The sequence below is a fragment of the Candidatus Hydrogenedentota bacterium genome, assembly GCA_019695095.1.
Lineage (GTDB): Bacteria > Hydrogenedentota > Hydrogenedentia > Hydrogenedentales > SLHB01 > JAIBAQ01.
The window spans coordinates 45,896-62,914 of sequence record JAIBAQ010000013.1 but is presented as its reverse complement, the minus strand read 5'-3'; the positions used below and the strand labels follow the sequence as shown (position 1 = coordinate 62,914).

10 protein-coding genes are annotated in these 17,019 nt (G+C 58.7%); 7 read left to right on the top strand and 3 right to left on the bottom strand.

Translation table 11 applies throughout. From position 1 onward, the window contains the following. Positions 1–496, bottom strand: a 496-nt coding sequence (locus K1Y02_04100; protein ID MBX7255525.1) for a pectate lyase, incomplete at its 3' end; no start/stop codon positions are given. Between the two features lie 78 nt (positions 497–574). On the opposite strand from K1Y02_04100, the gene K1Y02_04095 reads away from it, so the two are divergent. Then, positions 575–2,854 carry a transglutaminase-like domain-containing protein gene (locus K1Y02_04095; protein ID MBX7255524.1) on the top strand — a complete coding sequence of 760 codons (2,280 nt, stop codon included), beginning with the start codon at positions 575–577 and terminating at the stop codon, positions 2,852–2,854. A gap of 65 nt (positions 2,855–2,919) precedes the next feature. Here K1Y02_04095 and K1Y02_04090 read toward each other — a convergent pair whose 3' ends face one another. Both K1Y02_04090 and K1Y02_04085 read right to left on the bottom strand, forming a co-directional pair. Beyond that, entirely contained in the window at positions 2,920–3,780 is an 861-nt protein-coding gene (locus K1Y02_04090) for a sugar phosphate isomerase/epimerase (GenBank protein ID MBX7255523.1), read from the bottom strand. A gap of 185 nt (positions 3,781–3,965) precedes the next feature. Next, on the bottom strand, positions 3,966–5,306 hold the full coding sequence (locus tag K1Y02_04085; protein MBX7255522.1) for a hypothetical protein: 1,341 nt from the start codon (positions 5,304–5,306) through the stop codon (positions 3,966–3,968). 165 nt (positions 5,307–5,471) lie between these two features. On the opposite strand from K1Y02_04085, the gene K1Y02_04080 reads away from it, so the two are divergent. The 6 genes from K1Y02_04080 to K1Y02_04055 all read left to right on the top strand — a co-directional run bounded on the left by K1Y02_04080 (position 5,472) and on the right by K1Y02_04055 (position 17,011). Next, positions 5,472–6,623 carry an oligogalacturonate lyase family protein gene (locus K1Y02_04080; GenBank protein MBX7255521.1) on the top strand — a complete coding sequence of 384 codons (1,152 nt, stop codon included), beginning with the start codon at positions 5,472–5,474 and terminating at the stop codon, positions 6,621–6,623. Positions 6,624–6,665: 42 nt separating this feature from the next. Continuing rightward, positions 6,666–8,354: a helicase-associated domain-containing protein gene (locus K1Y02_04075; GenBank protein MBX7255520.1), complete on the top strand. Its 1,689-nt coding sequence runs from the start codon at positions 6,666–6,668 to the stop codon at positions 8,352–8,354. A gap of 218 nt (positions 8,355–8,572) precedes the next feature. Then, positions 8,573–11,722 carry a PD-(D/E)XK nuclease family protein gene (locus K1Y02_04070; protein ID MBX7255519.1) on the top strand — a complete coding sequence of 1,050 codons (3,150 nt, stop codon included), beginning with the start codon at positions 8,573–8,575 and terminating at the stop codon, positions 11,720–11,722. Then, positions 11,719–15,078, top strand: coding sequence for a UvrD-helicase domain-containing protein (locus K1Y02_04065; GenBank protein MBX7255518.1), 3,360 nt, complete (start codon positions 11,719–11,721; stop codon positions 15,076–15,078). The genes K1Y02_04070 and K1Y02_04065 overlap by 4 nt, the downstream gene beginning before the upstream one ends. Continuing rightward, positions 15,075–16,061, top strand: coding sequence for a hypothetical protein (locus K1Y02_04060; GenBank protein ID MBX7255517.1), 987 nt, complete (start codon positions 15,075–15,077; stop codon positions 16,059–16,061). The genes K1Y02_04065 and K1Y02_04060 overlap by 4 nt, the downstream gene beginning before the upstream one ends. Then, positions 16,028–17,011 carry a Gfo/Idh/MocA family oxidoreductase gene (locus tag K1Y02_04055; protein MBX7255516.1) on the top strand — a complete coding sequence of 328 codons (984 nt, stop codon included), beginning with the start codon at positions 16,028–16,030 and terminating at the stop codon, positions 17,009–17,011. The genes K1Y02_04060 and K1Y02_04055 overlap by 34 nt, the downstream gene beginning before the upstream one ends. Positions 17,012–17,019: the final 8 nt, after the last annotated feature.

The following is a 17,019-nucleotide window of genomic DNA, read 5'->3' as shown; positions in this document are numbered from 1 at the left end:
TGGTGTAGTCGTCGAACGTGCAGTTCGTGCGCTTCTTCAGATACTCCTGCCATCCCCAGCACTTGGTGAAAAAAGAGTCGTAGTAGGCGTCAACTCCGGCGGGATCGAAGTCGATGAAGTAATGCCATCCACCCGAGGGGTGTTGCCCCCAGGCCAAGGCTTCGCCCACTTTGCGGGCGCGATCCAGATAGTAGGTGTCGCCGGTAATCCGGTAGGCATCGAGCAGCATGAGGCCCATCGACGGAGTCGACGGAGGCTCCACCCAAATCATGCTTTTCCGCGCCTTGAGTTCCCCGTAAGGCTCGAGGTCCATGGTGTACAGCCAAACCACTCCGCCGCGATTGGACAGCGTATTGAAGACGAAGTCCGTGGCCCTGCGCATAGTCGCGAGCAGCACGTCGCGCGATGGCGCTTCGCCGGCTGTGGCAAGAGTGGCAACCCATCCGAAGGCAGCGATGGTCAAAAGGTATCTGGTTTTCCGTAGCGCATTCTTCATGCCTTGAGAATAGTACCCCGGCCACCTAGACTCAATGAGGCGTGTACAATGCACCGATCCATCAGGAGGCTGCGACGAGTGAATGCCCTCAACGTAGACAGAATAGGGAAGGTAGCGTGTGTCGCCGCGGCTTGTTGGCTGCCTGCCATCATTTCCGCGCAGGAAGTCAGCAGGTACATCACCGACGAGATCCACGCAGCGTCCAAGTACGACAATGCGCAGAGTCTGGACGTGATGCGTAGCGAGGAGGATCGTGGTGTGGTCCTCTCGGATCTTGCCCTGATCGAAAACGATGCGCCGGGTGCGGGTCTGAGCGAAAAAGGTTCCTATCTGGAGCCCATCCACGCCGGGGTGTGGGCGCGCAAGACATTCCTGCTCGATGATCCACGCGCATTGGCCGCGCACGTCGTCCTATACATGGAACCACGAACGCCCGGAAAGTCGGCTCCCTACCATCTGCTTGTGAATGGGCATCGCGTCGAGGGAATCCCCGTGCCGTGGCACGAAGGTGTATGGCACTGGGTGCCGGTTCCTGTCGATTACTTGGTTCAAGGCGAAAACACGATTGTGATTGTGTGCGATGCGTCACCCGAAGAGGGATACAACCTGATGTTTGCCCGCGCCGACGAATACGATCGCGGCGGCGGGCCGTATGTGTGTGGAGGTAATACCTCGCGCATCGCGTCGCGGCAATTAGTCATCGACCCCGATCACTTGCCGGAAGGCGTCGAGCGAATTGAAGTCGGAAGGACCTCCGCCAAGTCCACGGACGGCGGACACACATGGTCGGATGGACTACTAGGCCCCGGTGGCGACGTCTCCGGCGAATACACTATTCGCCTGAGTCTTCAGCGATATCGCACCGAAGGTGCGTTGTTGATGCCGCCCATTGACCTCTGGAACTCGCTTGACCAACCCGAAGCCATCTTGCCTCCGTGCCGTATCGATGCGCTGCGACTTATGGCGCGCGGGGCAACGCCCGAAAATACACGCATCGAAGTAGCCGCGCGCTTTGCAGACTCGCCCGAACCCGCGGACGCTTCCTCGCCGGACTTCCGTGTCCTTGGAACACTCGCGCCCGGCCAGCAATGGAAACTCGACGAACTCGCACCGGATAGCCGCAGGTACATGCAGGTACGAGCGCGCCTGCTCTCGGCATCTCCGCTGGTTACTCCGGTGTTTACTGGCATTCAGCTTCAGCGAAGGATACTGCGTGCGGCTGTCCCGCGAGACACGTTCTACGTGCGCGACGCCGAAAACCCGCGAATAAGCTACTCGTCATACTGGCATGCATTTGAACGAGCAGATCTCCCCGAGTTGAAGGCCCTGCGCGAGCGCCTGGACCTGGACAACGTCATCGAAGGGGCCGCCACCGATTTCGAGCGCATCAACCGCGTGCGCCATCACGTCTCGCAATTGTGGTTTCACAAGCTGCCGTATCCCGAGTATCCGGAGTGGAACGCGCATGCCGTGCTTGATCGCAACGAGAAATACGGCTGGGGCGGTATGTGCATGCAATTTGTTGTCGTGTTCATGCAAGCGATGCAATCCCTGGGCTACCAGGCGCGCCACGTCAACCTCTTCAACCACGAGTCGGTGGAGGTCTACGTGGATGAGCTTGGCAAATGGGTTCTTGTTGATCCGGAGAGCGTCTTCGACTCCTACGAGTTCGATACGCGTTCCGGAGAACCACTCAATGCGGTGGAACAACATCGCTATTTCTTGAAGCGCTACGGTTTCAGTTCCGTGCGCCCCATCCCCTGGATGAGTCCCGAGCCGTGGTGCAACTGGCCAACGCAATCCGTCTTCGAATGGCCCCAGCCCCTTGAAATTTCAACGAGCACCGGGTGGATAAACGATCCCGACCCGGTCAAACGACCTCCGCAGCATAACCTCGCGGGCTTCGTCCGCGTCATCCCTCGCAACGATTTCCTAACTCACCCCACGCCGCGTCCCTTGAACAACGGCTCGACCTTCTGGCCGTGGAACGGTTACGTGTGCTGGTACGACAAAGCCACGCCTCGCCAATTGCAGTATGCGATGCATAGCGACCGTGTCGCGGACTTCTATCCCACATTGAACCGGGTCGCGTTTTCGGCGGTACATGGCGAGACTTTGGGCGACGTGAAAATAGACATGACCACCCAGACACCCAATTTCGTGGGCTATGAGGTTAATATCGACGACGGCGGATGGAAAGAGAGTCCATCGAGTTTCACGTGGACGCTATGGCGCAACGCTATCAATCGCCTGGAAATGCGCGTAAGAAACAAGATGGGCGTGCGCGGAAAGCCCTCGTCCCTCGTAGTGTTCTGGCACTATCGCGAACCTTACCAGCCCGCGCCCGAAACGCATTGACGCTGCAAATAGAAACGGTGGCGAGTTGCCCCGCCACCGTATTGGCTCGTGATCGCTTGCGGTATTTACAGAAGCTTGCTCGCGAGGAACTCGAAGCTGGTCTTCGCGCAGCCGAATGGGTCGCCGCCCGTGTCATCCTGCTCGTAGATGTACCACTGGATCCCCGCTTCCTTGCCCGCCGCAAAGATGTCGTCCCAATTCAGCGAACCCTTTCCAAGGGGCGTAAACTGCACTTTGCCCTTCGTCGAATCCGCCGTCAAATCCTTGGCGTGAACGGTCAAGCAGCGATTCTTGTATTTGCGGATATACGCAGCCGGATCGGCTCCGCCGACGCGCACCCACGCCAGATCAAGCTCGGCGAGCACATTCTCGGGTTTGGTTTCGGCGTAGAGAATATCCAGCTTACAGCGGTCATCGCCTTCGAACTTCTCAAACTCACCCGCATGATTGTGGTACGTGAGATGCAACCCGGCTTCGCGCATCTTCGCGCCAACCGCGTCAAAACGCTTGCAACCCTTCAGCCACGACGCCAAGTCCTTCTGGCAATCGCCCATCATTCCGCCGGGTCCAGCGAATTGGACGCCCACCGTCTTCCAGAATGCGACGGAACCTTCGAAGTCTTTCTCGAATTGCTCAACACTGGTGTGACATGCAATGGCCTTCAAACCGGCCGCATCCAATTCCGCGCGAATCTTGTCGGCGGGAAGATCCGGCATGCCGCTCCACTGCACATACTCGAAGCCAATTTCACGGCACTTCTTGAGCGTACCCGCAAGGTCTTCCTTTGCCGGATCGCGCATGGTGTACAACTGCAAGGCAATGCCTTTCGTCGGTTTCGCTTCCGCCGCAAGAGCCTTCCCCGCGAACGGCGCCGTTACCGCGGCGGCTCCCATTACTCCTAGCGCCTCTCTACGTGTGAGTTTCATTGAATCCGTGTCCTTATGCTTGTGACCGTGCCACACCGGTTTTGATTGCCGAACCTATCCGGTAGCGTCGCGTGCCCGGCCCATCGGGCAAACGACCGTGCGGGTTTCGTGCCACGTTCGTGACGGGATACGGTTTTACTCCTGCCGGGGGCACAACGTCAAGAAATGCTCCGAATGAAGTACCTCTAATTTTCAAGCGCCGCGAGAACCTGCTCCGGCGTCATCGTCTCTTGAACGGCAATAGGTGCCGCGCTCTCGGACGGAGTCAGCAACTCGCCTGCTCTGCGATAAAACGCATTCTTGGCCTTCGTGCTTGAAAATCGCGCCGTTGCCCATGCGCTCGTATATCCCAATCCGTGCGTACCGAGCACCGTATGGGCATGCAGAATCAACGCGCCGTCCCACGCAGGTCCCACCAGCGGACCCATTTCCATTGCGGTGAAATCATCAACGTAACGCTGGCCAAACGCATTCAGTTCTGTTCCAACGACGATAGGCAATTCGTTGTCGATCGCCCGCCGAATGATGTCGTGCAGCAAAGCCACTTTGGTGGCGCGTGTTTGCGGATCTTTGATGTTCCAGTTGCGATCCGGAATGATGTTCAGAGCGGCAACGCCCGCCTGCATCATCAAGGCCATCAACTCATCCATATCGCGCTCGCCGGGGCTGGTTCCATCCAGCCACGCCAGCGTGGGAATCGCTCCGTTTGCCAACCCGAACGCATTGAACGATTCCAACTTCGGAAAGTCGGGACCCTCCGCTTTCACATAGCCGGGGCCTCCCGACTTCATTAGTTTGGAGCGAATGAACCCTTGAAATGTGGGCGCGTCGGCGAACATCTTGGCAATGGCCGCGGGGTCCGCGCTCAATTTGTCTGCCCAGAATGCAGCCCGCTTGGCTTCGTCCGGAAACATCTCTGCCGCTTTTAAATCGTACGCAATACACAAGTGGCGTTCGGTGGCATTGCCGCCCGGAGTCAACGGCAACACGTCACGCTCATAGTCCAATACCAGCGGATTCAGAAACGCGTTGACCCGTTCAGTCACACCCCGGTTTCTACGTTGCGCCGTCGCCTTCAATTCCGGCAACACGCCAGGCACGGCAACATCGGTTTTCGTGAAGCCGACGGCCATGTGATACGCCACCCCGGGTTCGCCGGGAGAATTGATCTCGCGGTCCGCAAACGCGGGAACGAAGATGCGCGTCTCGAGTCCGGCACACGCGCGCAGCCCTAACAGGCGGCATGCGGCAAGGAACTCGTCGGCCCCATCCAGCACATCGAAATCCACCAACCCCGCCGCACCGAGGCCAAGCATGCGCGCCTTCCATGCAACGGCCGACGGGGAACATCCATAACCGTTGAACGAGAAGAATGTGTGGCAGTGCATATTCACGGCCCGCGTCTGCTCGGGCAGCGGAAAAGCGCCTGCATTCGCCTGCGCCCAGAGAGTCTCAAGCGCCGCGCGCCGGACTGCCGGGTCGAAATCATTCAGTTGTGCTTCGCAAGCTTCGCGTGAAAAAGCCATGAGATACTCCAATCGTCGGCTTGTGAACGGTTCCGTGCTGTTGGCCGCCGCAATCGAGCACTTTTCGTGCGCCTGGGCGAACACGTATAGTACCGGGAAGCGCGCCGCGATTTACAGACGGGCGCGCGGAGTCAGTAGCCGAGACAGCCTACGAGAGGTCCAGTCATGAATACCGTGTCCCGCCGCCATTTCTTGGAAAGTTCTCTTATGTGCGCGTCGCTTGCCGCAGCTGGGTGTGCCACCTATGGCGCGACAACTGCTCCGTCCGCGAAGTGGAACGCGTCCTTCGAGACCTACAAGGATGAAAAGACCGGGGCGCTCGTGCGCAGGCTGACACGAAGCGGCAAGAACACAATCGTCTACCAGACGCATCCCCAATGGGCGAACGGCATGGACTTCTTTCTCTACTACTCGGACCGCTCCGGGACAAACCGGCCGCACGTTTTGCAACTTGGAACGGCTGAGGATCGCCCGCTCACGCAGCGCCCCATTAGCGATCTGGTGCTTTCGTGGAAGCAGCCTCTTGCCTACGCTTTAAGCGAGGGACGCCTCATTGAACTGGACGTGCCTGCATCGTTCGCTGGCAAAGACCAAGGCCGCGAACTGTGTGCGTGGCCCCAGGAGAAGTTGCCCTCGGGGAGTATGTTCGTTAGCGCGGACCATAAGACGCTCTACGCGGGCGCAACCATCGAACCGGACAAGAAGTGGGCTCTCCTCGCGCTCGACATCGCTAGGGCAAAATGGCGCACTGTCGTCGAACTTGAACATCAGATTGGTCATGTCCAGGCAAACCCCGTCAATCCAGACCTCATCATGTTCTGCTGGGAGACCGGCGGCGATTCTCCACAGCGAACCTGGCTTGTGAATTCGGACGGAACCGGCTTGCGCCCCTGCTACAAGGAAACCTACGAGGAATGGGTCACACACGAAGTCTGGTGGGGATCTAACGAGGTCTTGTTCACCGTGTGGCCCTACGACGATGCCCACAAGGCACAACCCCACGGCGTCTTCCTCTACAACGTGAAATCGGAAAAACATATCGAGCTATACCGGATGCCCGCGTGGCACACCCACGGCAGTCCGGATAAGCGCTGGGTAATGGCCGACGATTTCGACCGGAATCTCTGGCTCATCGAGCCGAAAACGCGCCAGCGCCGCCTCCTCACCCAGGGGCACAAACACGCCGCGCTCTCAGTGCATCCCCACGCTTCGTTCACGCCCGACAGCAGAGGCATTGTGTTCAACTCCGCCAAATTCGGGACCGCCGATATCCTGGTTGTTGAATTACCCGACTGGGATTCGTTGCCCGAGGTATGAGGACGCGCACGAACCGCTGCCACTGTGGTACACTTGGCCTCTATGGGTAAAAGCGACGATAAGCCACTGATAGTTCAATCGGATCGATCCATTCTGCTCGAAACGGACGGGCCCAATTTCGAGGATGCGCGCGACGCCATCGCCGCATTCGCCGAGTTGGTCAAGTCGCCCGAGCATATTCACACCTACCGCATCACGCCGTTATCGCTCTGGAATGCAGCGGCGTCGGGCATGACCGCCGAAGAAATCATCACTCATCTGAAGCAATTCAGCAAGTACGAGATCCCCGACAACGTCATTGTCGACGTAAACGACAACGTCAGCCGCTACGGACGTCTCAAGCTGTATAAGAAAGAGGATGGGGGAGACCTGGTCCTCTATTCCGAAGACAGCATGCTGATTCTGCAATTGGTGAATCAGAAGACGCTGCAGCCTTACATCAGCGGCTCACCGGACGGCCACCACATCTACGTGAAGCCGGGCGACCGGGGCAACGCCAAGAGTGCCCTCATCAAACTCGGATTCCCCGTCGAAGACTTGGCCGGCTATGTTCAGGGTGCGCCGTTGGCCCTCCAGTTCCGCGAAACCGCTCTCAGCGGCAAACCATTCGGATTACGCAAGTACCAACGCGAATCCGTGGAATCGTTTCACATGCACGGATCCAACCACGGAGGCAGCGGCGTGGTCGTGCTCCCGTGCGGCGCGGGCAAGACCGTCGTGGGCATCGGGGCTATCCATTGCCTGCAAACGCAGACGTTGGTTCTTACAACGAACACCGTCGCGTTGCGCCAATGGAAGAACGAACTCCTCGACAAAACGACGCTCACCGAAGATCAGATTGGCGAGTACAGCGGCGACTCAAAGGAGATTCGCCCGGTGACGCTTGCCACCTATCAAGTGCTCACGTATCGCAAGACCAAGGACAGCCCGTTCCTCCATTTCAGCCTGTTCGACGAAGGCAATTGGGGCCTCATCGTTTACGACGAAGTGCATCTGTTGCCCGCGCCTGTCTTTCGCGCGACGGCCGCCCTGCAGGCCCGCAGACGTCTGGGCCTCACGGCCACCCTCGTGCGCGAAGATGCCCGCGAGGACGACGTGTTCAGCCTTATCGGCCCCAAGAAATACGACGTCCCCTGGAAGGTGCTGGAGAAGCAAGGTTGGATTGCGCAAGCGCTCTGCACCGAAGTCCGCGTACAACTGCCCGCCGAGGAACGTTATCGCTACGCCATTTCCGACAAGCGCGGCAAGTTCCGCGTTGCGTCGACCAATCCCGTAAAGATGAGTCTCTGCGCAGCGCTCATTGAGCGGCACAAGACGGAGAACATTCTCATCATTGGTCAGTTTCTGGACCAATTGAAAGTGCTGGCAAAGAAATTCAACGCGCCCATCATCACCGGCCAGACTGCGAACAAGAAACGCGAAGAGCTCTACACGGCCTTCCGCAAGGGCGAAGTCAAACTGATGATCGTCTCGAAAGTTGCCAATTTCGCTATCGATCTGCCCGACGCCAATGTCGCCATTCAGGTTTCAGGCACCTTCGGTTCACGTCAAGAAGAGGCCCAGCGCCTCGGCCGCATCTTGCGCCCCAAGAGCGATGGCGCGCTTGCCCGGTTCTACTCACTGGTATCAAGGGACACCTGCGATCAAGACTATAGCGTGAAACGACAGCTCTTTCTCACGGAGCAGGGCTATCGGTACGAGATTCTGAACAGCGATGAGTTCGGTGTCTAGTCCGCATTTTGCGCCGGCGTGCGCGCCGAAGCAGAATGCTCACATGCTGGATTTTGAGGTTATGCCATGAGGATTTCTTGCGAACACAGACTCTGCGCGAAGTGCTGCCTCGTTCATCGACGCACGTCTCGTAGCGGCGCGGGTTGCGAGATAAATCCGTGTGTGTTCGTGCGTAATTCTGACTGAGGGGAGTCGCCTCGTTTGGTGGAAACCGGTCTATGGCGGCCATTCGGCTCGTAAGGGGGCCTGAGCGGTCCGGGCGCAGTGCATTCCTGGACGCGCAATTGGTTGCGCGGCCGATCACGACTGCGCTTCTTGTGCCAACGCGCACGCTTGCAAAAACACGCCTCGAGCGAATCCTACAAACGAACAATTTGCCCGGCCTTTGGGGCAATCCGGTACTTTCGCTGGAAGACTTCGCAAAACGCATCGTGGAAGGCGAAGGAACGCTCGTTATCGAAATCGACGAACTGGAACGTCGCCTGCTCCTGGAAGAAGTCGTGTCACGTCTGCGCGCGCAAGGAAGACTCGATGCATTGGGCGACGCATCCGACAGCACAGGTTTTATCAATCACGCCCTCTTTGTCATATCGCAACTCAAACAAGCCGCTGTCGAACCGCATCAGTTTCGCGCAGCCATTCCCGAACGAAAGCGGCCATCCTGGCTAGATTCCATTGTGGCCGACGTGTACGAATCCTATCAGGACGCGCTTCTGCAGTCTGGCAAATACGACCGCGTCGGGATCTATTGGCGGGCTTCACTCATAGCCGCAAACGCCCGTCCTAAAGGCCTCGCACAATTCGACTCGCTCATTCTCGACGGTTTTGACGATTTCACGCCGTCCGAGTTCCGTCTCATTCAAAACCTCGCGCCGCATCTCGGCGAAATCACTTTCGGCATGGTGTCGTCCAACGTGCCGACCCAACACGATCTGTATGCCTTGCCACTCGAAACCGAGCGCCGTATACAAAAGGAATTCGATGTCGCGGAGGTGCAGACGTTTCCAGAAGAAGCCCCGAAGACCTTCGTGCACCTTGCCGCCGCGCAACTTTTCGCGCGCGATGCGTTCCCCGTCCCCGGCGAATTGACTCCCAATGTCGAGATTCTCTCGTGCGGCGACCTAACGCACGAAATTGAGACCATCGGCCGCCGCATCAAGTCCCTTCTGCTCGATGGAGCCGCCCCCGATTCGATAGCCGTGGCGTACCGCTCGGCGCGCGAGGCCGCTCCCATTCTGCGAGCTCTGTTCCGGGAATTCGGAATTCCCGCTTCGTATTCAGAATCCGTGGCCTTGGCGGAAAGCTCCATTGCCCGCTACCTGCTGAGCCTATTCGAAGCCGCCGAGAAGTGGCACCGCGACGCCGTTGTCGATGTGATGACTTCCCCTTGGTTCGCGCCGCAGGACAATGAGGCCCAGGTCCCCATCGGCGCGGCAACCCTTGCGCGTGCGGCCGGAATCATCGAAGGGCGTTCCGATTGGATGGAGCGTATCGATGCGTTGTCGTTGCGCTTGGCGGATCGGGAAAACGATTGGGAAGAGTCCCTTAAGCGAAAAGTCCCCAATGTGAACGACGCCTTGACAGAACTCAAGACTCGCGTAAAAGCCTTTACGCAGCTTGCCGACACGCTGCCTCCCAAGGCACAACCGTTGACGTTTCTTGAGGCGTGCCGCGGCATCCTTGAGCGCGATACCGTCGAACGCGCTTTGGCCTGTATTACCGTGGAATCGATCCGCGCGTTTGAAACCGCAGCCCGCAACGCATTGCGAACACTTCTGAATCGCATGGAAGTCTGCTGCGAAAAGACCGATCCATCAAATGCACTTTCGCGAAACGACTTCCTCAAGATGCTGCGACGAGAGATGGCGGCGCTGCCTGTGCCCGAAGTAACGCCTACTGTCGCCGTGCGTTGCGTCGATTTCGAATCGTTGCGCAGGTCGCATTACGACTACGTGTTCCTGGCCGGGATCAATGAAGGAGAGTGTCCGCAACCCCCTGCCATTCGCGTCATCTACGGGGAAGAAGATGTGCAGGATTGGAAGTCTGCGGGCGTGGAATTGGACTCCAAACGGAAATGGTCCGAACGCGAAATGCTACTTTTTCAGCAGGGCATGTGTTCCGCTCAGAAGCATCTGTGCATCACCTGGCGCACACTGTCCTCCAACGGACGCCCCCTGTCGCCCAGCCCGTTTATCGCCGATATCTGCGAAGTTTTTCCCGGCATCGCTCTCTGTCATTCGAGCGACGCAGGCAGCGGATTTGTTCCCGCGCTTGACGAAGTCGCTTCGTGGCGCGATCTGCGGAACGCCGCCTTCTTGAACGGCGACGAAACGGTCAAGCCATTTGCCTCCGCCTGCACGGCGGCGATTGTGGGCCGCGATATCGAACGGCGTCGTCAAAACTACGCGCGCTTTGACGAGTACGACGGTGTCTTGTCCAGCGAGGAAGCGAATGCCATCCTGAAAGATCGGTTCGGCGATGCGCATGTGTTCAGCGTTCGGCAAATCGAATCCTACGCGGAATGCCCCTTCCAATTCTTCCTTACTCATGTCTTGCGCGTGGACGCCGAGCCGGAACCAGCGGCAGAGTTGGACCCGGCCATTCGCGGCTTGCTCATGCATCGGGTATTGGAGGCGTTTCATGTGCGCTATCGGGGCCGTGCCGTCGCCGACATTCCTCCGCAGGAGGCCTGCGAATCCATGCAAGGTTTCGTTTCTGAAGTCTTTCGCAGTGGACTTGTCTGGAAGAGTGGTGCGCCGCGCGGGACCATCGAAGCGGAGCGGCGCGCGCTCGCATGCAAGCTAAACCGATATCTCGCGCTTGCGCGAAACGATGAGGAGTCGGAGTGGAAGCCCACTTACTTTGAAGTCTCCTTCGGACCTCTTCGAGGAGCATCGGATGAGTCTCCCAACAAATCGAATGCGTTCATTCTGAATACTCCCGCGGGTCCCGTGAAGTTCTCTGGCCGCATCGACCGTATCGACTTCTCGGGAGAGACTGCCCGGATCATCGACTACAAAACGTCCGTCCACGTACAATCAAAACATATACGCGACGGTGTCGCCCTGCAAATGTCGGTGTATGCCCTCGCGTTGGAAGAGCATATTCTTCCCAGCGCGACGTGCGAGCAGGCCATCCTTGTAGCGGTTGGCCGAAAAGAGAGACGCGAAGCTCTGGCCCGTGCAAAAGGCGAATGGGAGTCGCGCGCCACGAAGGCAATTGACCGCGTTGGCTCGTCCGTCCAAGGAATTCGCGCGGGCGTGTTCGCCCCGGTTCCCTACGAGCGCGTCTGCAACGTGTGCAGTGCGTGCCGCGTCTGCCGCCATGAGGCTGCTCGAATCGAGCGCAAGCTGGAGTCCGAGCCGTGAGCAGGACACCGTCACAGCGGCGCGCCATTGAAACCACGGGACTCAATTTGTGCGTGGATGCCGGAGCGGGGTCGGGCAAGACGAGCGTGCTCGTTGACCGGATCATTCACCTGATTGAGCACGACAACGTTCCTCTTGATGCCATCGTAGCCATTACATTCACCGACAAAGCCGCTGCGGAAATGAAAGAAAGATTGCGGCGCGAATGCCACCGCCGCGCGCCCGCCGACGATCCCGCTAAGATGACGTTCTGGCGCACGCTCGAACGCAGGACCGATTCGGCGCGTATTTCCACCATTCATGCGTTTTGCATGGGCCTGCTGAAAGAGAACGCGCTCAGTCTCGGCATGGATCCCGATTTCGCCATGCTTTCCGATGCCGAATCGCACCTGATCCGGACGGACACCGTGAACGAAGTGCTGCGCGAAATGTTGCAGGCTGACGATGAAGCTGCGATGCGTTTGGCCACGGTGTACGGAATTCCGCTGCTCAAGACCGTTCTGGAATCGATGCTGAAGGACCGCTCTGCGCTGGAGCGGCTTCTGGCATTGGAGAATATCCGCTCCGCGGAGGAAATGTTGGCACGTTGGCGCGAACGCGTGCGAGCGGAGCGGCTGCGTCTGCTTCGCGATCTGCAGGAGTCGCGCGATCTCGCCGGGTTGCGCCTGCAACTGGAATCGTACGCGGGCGCTTGTGCCAAGCCCGAAGACGGGCGCGAGCAGATGAGAGTGAAGCTGCTGGAAATCGTGTCCACGATTCGCGACCGCACCGATTGCGGTGTGTTGTGCGATGCGGCCTCCGAATTGGCCGCGTGCGATGCGCGGCGCGGCAGCAAGAAGAACTGGAGTTCTGAAGACGCCTACGAAGGCGTCAAAGAAGCGCGCGACGCGTTAAAATCCCTCGTGGACAAACACCGGATACCGTCGTGTGAGGCCGAAATTGAAAGCGAGTCCGCACAGATCACCTTCGATCTGATTGGTGTCTTTGGCCGCGTCTTGGAGGGGTTGCGCAGCGCAAAGCGCCTGCGGACAGCGTTCGATTTCGACGACCTCATCATGGAAACGCTGAAGGTGTTGCAGGACGTGTCGCGCGGCGAAGACTCGGTCCGCGCGCGTACGGCCCGCACCATTCGCCATTTGCTGATTGACGAGTTTCAGGATACCGACGGCGCGCAATTGGAGATTGCGCGTCTTCTCGCGCAATCGCCTGGAGGGCCGGAGCTTTTTGTCGTGGGCGATGCGAAACAGTCCATCTATCAGTTCCGGGGCGCGGAAGTGGACGTGTTTCGCGAAGCGCGCAACGAGGCCGACGAGACCATTTCACTCTCGGTCAATTTTCGATCCTTGCCCGATGTCCTCGAGTTCGTGAATGACTTCTTCACCAAATCCGACCTGTTGGCGGACGTCGAGAATCCCTATGTACCCATGAAAACCTCCAGGGCCTCCGACGGCGGCACGCGAATCGAAATACTGATGCCGGAATCGATGGACGAGGCCAAGGCCGCCGACTATCGCGACGCCGAAGCGCAACTCCTTGCGGGACGTATCGCGGAAATGTGCCACGGTCCGCACGCCATCTCCGTTAGCGACCCGCATAGCGGGAATCTGAGGCCCGCGCGGTTCGGCGATGTCGTCGTACTTCTGCGTTCCTTCAGCGACGTCTATCAGTTTGAGCGGGCTTTTCGTTTGGCAGGCGTACCCTACGCGGTCGTTGCGGGCGCCGGGTTCTACGAACGGCAAGAGGTCGCTGATTTCCGGAATCTCCTCACTGTGCTGGATAATCCCTGGAACGAGTTAGCCTTGCTCGGCTTTTTGCGCGGTCCCATGGTGGGTCTCAGCGATGATTCGCTACTTGAGCTTACGCGCGATTCGGGTCTCGCTTCGGCATTTCATCGTAGTTTGTCTCTCTCTGACACAGAGCAGAACGGGCGTTTGATGAATGCCCGTATACTGCTCTCCGACCTCAACAGCCGCCGACACGAACCCTTGCTTGAATTGTTGCGGTACGCGCTTGATCGCACCGGGTTGGAAGCCATCTACCTGGCCCAGTTCTTGGGCGTACAGCGCGCGTCCAACGTACGCAAGATTCTGGAACTGGCCACATCCTACTCCCGTACCTCCGCGCCGAGCCTGAGCGCGTTTGTGCGCTATTTGGACGAAGTTGCTGCCGCTGAGATACGAGAAGGCGAGGCTGCCGTCCAGAACGAAGATGCAAACGTGGTAACCGTGATGACCATTCACAAGTCCAAGGGACTCGAGTTCCCGATTGTGGCCATTGCAGACATGGCGCGCGGTCCCAATATCCGCCAATCGTTGCCCGTGACCTGGCATCGGCATCATGGCATCTCCGCAAAGACAATGGGCGACGACGGCGAATACCAGGAATGCCCGATATACCGCATCGCGCAGGGCGTCCGCGAACGCGAAGAACGCGCCGAACGTTCGCGCATCCTGTACGTGGCCATGACACGAGCCCGCGACCATTTGCTATTGTGCGGCGCGCCTGAGCAGGGGCATGACCGGAACAACAGTTGGTTTGCCGCGTTTCGCGAACAGTACGCGTTGTCGGGTCGCTCAGACGGCGAAACCATAACGGGGAAAGCATGGAAGGCCGTCATACGGCGCCGACCATCAGGTATCCGGATCCCCGAGATTCGCACGGCCCCTCGCGAGCTTGATCGTGAATATTGTCTGCGTCGTGTCGCGCCCGTTGACAATCCTCTGCTCCTATCAAACAGCATCAGCGTGACGCAAGCCTCGTATCTCATCGCCACCCAAACGGACACGGTGGAAGAGACGCGGTCTTCCGGCGCCGATCGCGACTATGCCATGGTGCGCGGCACCCTGGCGCACAAACTGCTCGAACTGTGGAATGTCCAATCCGATTGCGAGTCGCTTATCCCTCAACTCGTAGACTCCGCGCCCGTAGAGCGTGTGCATCGCCAATGGCTTCGCGAAGACCTTGCGTTTCTCCTGAAACGATTCGGCGAATCCCCGATTGCCAGTCGGCTCGCGGCAGATACAGTCGGCCGTGAGGTATCATTCGCCCTGCGCCTCGGCGCGTACATCGTCCATGGAGTAATCGACGTCTTGCTTGCAGACGGCACGATTGTCGATTACAAGACCGGCCAGCCGCACCCGGTCTCTCTCGCGCACTACGAGAATCAAGTCCGGCTCTATGCGGCCGCTCTCCGTGCGCTTCGCAATCAGCAGCCGCCCGCGGCCTTCCTCTGCTACATTGACAGCCGCGACGAAAACTGGATCGTCCCCGTCGATGTGTCGCCTCCACGAGTTGATGAGACACTTGCCCAAGTGGAGCGCGCGCTTGATGCACGAAACGGTGGTTCGCCCGGATGATTCGGCGTCTTGCCATTCTCCTGTGCGCGCTGCTGCTCTCGCCTTGTTTCCTTGCGGCCCACGCGCTTACCTTGACGGATCAAAACTTCGTTGTGCACTACAATGAACCGGAAGAGGCGCTCGCCAAGCGGACGCTCGATGTCCTCGTTACTGCATCCAAAGAGTTCGAGTCGAGCCTGCCCGCTGGTCCCGAACCCATAACGGTAGTCGTCTGCGGCACCATTCAAGAATTTGCCCAGCTCGCAAGAGGTTACACGATGCCCAATGTTCTGGGTCTCGCATTCCCCGAGCGTGGTCTTATTCTGCTCAAATCTCCCGAATTGGTCCGTGAGCCCGCAGACTACCGGGGAACGGTGCGCCACGAACTGGTCCACGTGCTGCTCGCTCGAAACGTCAATATGGACAACGTGCCGCGCTGGCTCAACGAAGGCATCGCGATGGTGTTGTCGGGCGAGTTTCGATATGAAAGCACCGCGCGCGTCGCCCAAATGTACCTATCCGGGAAGACCATCGACTACCGCAACCTGGAATACGTCTTCCTCGCCCCCGGCCGGGAACTGGAATTCGGCGATGCCTATGCCCAGTCGCTCTCCATGACGCGATTCCTCCTGCGCAAGCTGGGAGAGGAAGAATTCTGGCGCATGGTCCATTCCTTGAAGACCGAGCCCTTGTCTACTGCGCTCAGAACGCGCCTCAATATGAATGAAATCGAGTTCTATGACGCGTGGGTGCGTTCTCTGTGGAAGTTTGCCCTTGTATTTTCCCTTGTGTCAGGATTCTCCGTGTTTCAGCTAATGGCGCTGCTGACGTTCGCGGCATATATCCGCAAACGAAGGAGGGGGCAGCGCCTTTTGCGGGAGTGGGAAACCGAAGAGGCGGAGATGTACGGCGATGTGACTTCGGACGACGCGCCGGACGAATCCGAATGGATGGACGAGGACGACCCGTCTTGCCCAGATTACGACGACCCCAGACTCCGGTGAGCGGAAATCCTGTCCCGCGCGTCGCTGTAATTGGCGCAGGCGGGATTGGCAAGCACCACGCAAAATGGTGGTCTCTGTGCGGCGCGGAAGTCTGCGCTATTGCGGGGTCTACCCGCGCGTCTGTCGCGCGCGCAAAGACCGGACTCCAGGCGCTCTTCGATTTTCAGGGACGTACCTACGCAGGCGTCGATACCTTATTGCGGCACGAAACGCCTGACATTGTCGACGTCTGCTCGCCGCCATCCCTGCACTACGCCCACGTGGACGCCGCGCTCAATGCCGGGTGCGATGTACTCTGCGAGAAGCCCTTCGTATTCGACCCAAGCTTGTCCGCCGACACTCTTATGGGGCAAGCCCAGAGTCTCGTTGACCACGCGCGCAGGAAAGGCAGACGCCTGAGCGTTTGCTGTCAATACGCCCAAGGCGCAAAGATCTTCCGTCAACTCTGGTTGCGAAATCGACAGCAACTGGAGCACTTTCGCGCGCGCCTTGAAACGCCTGCCCGCGACCGCACGCTCGACCCTCGCCGCATTTGGGTCGATCTGGCGCCGCACCCAATCAGCGCGCTTCTGGCCCTGGCACCCTCCGGGCACGTGGATTGGACGACCGTGAGCGCGAGATTCGATCGAAACGAGGCTACTGCCCAATTCCAGTACCCAATTCAGGGGGCAGTCCCCATCACGTGCGAATTGACTGTCCGCAACACGACAAAACCGCCGAAGCACGTGCGCCATTTTGCGCTGAACGACTTCACGTTCGATATAGACGGAGTCACGGATGCTTCGGGCATCTACCGCACTCGAATCGCAACCCCCAACGGGCACATCGTCGAAATGGACATGATGCACGCCCTGATTTGTGATTTTCTTCACAGCAAGCCGGTGGTAGACTCCCGTGCTATGCTTGCTAATCTCGCCATAATGCTCCGTATTCTGGAAGTTTCCACATGAAGTCGTGT

Coding starts and splice junctions, on each gene's coding strand:
- K1Y02_04090 (MBX7255523.1), bottom strand. CDS start 3,780: ATGAAACTCACACGTAGAGAGGCGCTAGGAGTAATGGGAGCCGCCGCG.
- K1Y02_04085 (MBX7255522.1), bottom strand. CDS start 5,306: ATGGCTTTTTCACGCGAAGCTTGCGAAGCACAACTGAATGATTTCGAC.
- K1Y02_04080 (MBX7255521.1), top strand. CDS start 5,472: ATGAATACCGTGTCCCGCCGCCATTTCTTGGAAAGTTCTCTTATGTGC.
- K1Y02_04075 (MBX7255520.1), top strand. CDS start 6,666: ATGGGTAAAAGCGACGATAAGCCACTGATAGTTCAATCGGATCGATCC.
- K1Y02_04070 (MBX7255519.1), top strand. CDS start 8,573: ATGGCGGCCATTCGGCTCGTAAGGGGGCCTGAGCGGTCCGGGCGCAGT.
- K1Y02_04060 (MBX7255517.1), top strand. CDS start 15,075: ATGATTCGGCGTCTTGCCATTCTCCTGTGCGCGCTGCTGCTCTCGCCT.